The 2,433-nt window shown below is 31.5% G+C and carries 2 protein-coding genes; both read right to left on the bottom strand.

All coding sequences use genetic code 11. The annotated features are described in order from the left end of the window. Positions 1–935 (bottom strand): glycosyltransferase (locus L1D50_RS22930; RefSeq protein WP_239966927.1); only part of this gene is annotated, 935 nt, incomplete at its 3' end. A 10-nt stretch (positions 936–945) separates the two neighbouring features. Further along, positions 946–1,728, bottom strand: a complete 783-nt coding sequence (locus L1D50_RS22925; RefSeq protein WP_239966926.1) for a hypothetical protein — start codon at positions 1,726–1,728, stop codon at positions 946–948. Positions 1,729–2,433 lie beyond the last annotated feature (705 nt).

Raw genomic sequence — 2,433 nt, 5'->3', positions numbered from 1 at the left:
ATATTATCAATTCCACTTTTTATGCTGTTCTGACAATAGGGGTCAACAGTGACACCTATACAATTTAACTTAACATAATCACCCAACATGGTTTTTTCAGAAAAAATACATGGAATAGTGTAGTAGATAGATTCATGGAATTTATTAGAAATTGCGTATTTCACATTTCTTGATTTATATGGATAAGCTGCCCACAGCACATCAATACATTTATATATATTTCCTATTTCATTATAATTAAATCGCCCATGAAAAAAAACATTTTCCACTTCGAGTTTTTTACAAAAGCTCTTAAGTTTATCATTAGCTATACCATCTCCATATATATGAAGTTGAATACTCATCTCATTATCAACAGCTAAAATTAAATTTTTCAATAATTCGTAATGACGCACACTACCAACAAAGCCAACCTTAATAACACTAGTGCTTGCTTTGCGTTCTTCCACACCCATGCAATTAGTTACTGGTAAATTTTCAAAGACAATACTGTTATAGTTTTTATACAATGGAGCATAGAACCTAGATGCTAAAAGTATTGCATCTACGCGAGTCAATGAGAGCTTTTCGATAAATATAATGATCTTTTCTATAAAACCAATCTTAAACTCTGGAATATCCAAATTATCATAGACTAACTTTTCTTTACCTTTGAAAAGCGAGGCAATTAACAACATATCCCAGTGAGAAGCTATTATTATATCCGGCTTCCTCTCGTGTAAAACACGCCTGAAAAAGAGTGCGAATCTTAGTAAGTAAGCAAGCTTCAGAACTTTGTTGCCATAGCCAACATTTGGGGACCGATATATCGAATAATTTTCACTGTCACTACTTTTTACTCCTAACCTATCCCATGTACAAATATGCACTTCGCAATTTTTTAACGAGTCTATAATTCTTTGTGACCTCGTATTGATAGGATAGGAGCTTTCCAAGTACAATACCTTACAACTCATTTAAAAATCTCTTTGCTACAGACTCAGGTGAATAAAAGTCGTTACGCTCAACTTTCAAAAATTCATTATAAACTTCAAAAATTCCATTAAAGTCGATATTTTCCGATTTTCCAATTATAATTGTTTTTACATCTTTGGCTAAAAATTCCTTTATTATAGTATTACCTTCTGAGACTAAAGCCAATATTGGTAAATTGGTTCCATAGTAATCAAAAATTTTACCTGGTATTTGGGTAGACTGTACTCCGTTATCAACGAAAAGCAACAAGTCAGTTTCTCCAAACTTAAAAAAAACCTCATCGATACTTTTAGCACCTAAAAAATGAATAAAGTCATACTTTTTATACCTTTCAATTATTTCACTACTCTGAAAACCGCAAACCTCTAATTTTACTTTCTTCTTGTTGCTAGTATTATAACTTTTTATATCCTCACAAAGGTTTTCAATTCCTCTATAGTCATTGAGAGAACCAGGGTAAAATATTGAAATCTCTTCTTTCTGTTCGAAATGTGAGTCTACTATTAACTTCTTATAGTAGGAACGTCCAATGCAGCTAATTTTGGCTGCAAAATTTGAATATTTTATTTTGTATTCTTTACAAGTTAATTCAGAAACATAAAAAACCTTATCCGCTTGTGAGAGTAGCTTCTTCTCAAATGATGCAACAAACCTTTTTGTAAGAAAGTCCAAATTAACATCGTTTTCCCATGGGTCACCCCAAATTTGTATCCATTTAGCTTTCAAGCCTTGATGCTTTAATAACTTTTCCACAACATAATGGCTTGTTTTNTTTGTATTCTTTACAAGTTAATTCAGAAACATAAAAAACCTTATCCGCTTGTGAGAGTAGCTTCTTCTCAAATGATGCAACAAACCTTTTTGTAAGAAAGTCCAAATTAACATCGTTTTCCCATGGGTCACCCCAAATTTGTATCCATTTAGCTTTCAAGCCTTGATGCTTTAATAACTTTTCCACAACATAATGGCTTGTCTTCGTGTCAGATGAACTTATTATAATATCATATTTATCATCAACTATAATTTCTTTGGTCAGCCATTTTTTATCGACATCAGGGAATGCAACAATATTCTTTATAAACTTATAAACTAGCTTTGGTAAATATTTCTTCAACTTTTTTTTATTATTGCTGCTTGATACTCCTCCAGAAGAAAAAGCATCAAAATAATAAGAGGTTATATTTAGTCTAGAATGATTTTCAACTAGTGCTGAATCTATCCAGTCACTCTTGTAATTAATAGTAAGAACATCAACACAATTGCCCGAGTTAACAAGACCCTCGATTAGTTTGTTATTTCTGATAGCTGCCGAGCTATTCTTTCTATAAACAAAAGACGAAACATAAAGAACATTCATTTTAAACTCATTTTAAATTTACAAAAGTTAACAAAGTCGAACATTATTTTTCTTCCATGAACGTAGTGACCATACCTTTTTGAAATGAGAACTTTCTCTAT

It is taken from the genome of Pseudoalteromonas sp. Isolate6, assembly GCF_022398435.1.
Classification (GTDB): Bacteria; Pseudomonadota; Gammaproteobacteria; order Enterobacterales; family Alteromonadaceae; genus Pseudoalteromonas; species Pseudoalteromonas galatheae.
Note: the sequence above shows the minus strand (reverse complement) of the source record. Positions and strands in the feature narration are given on the sequence as shown.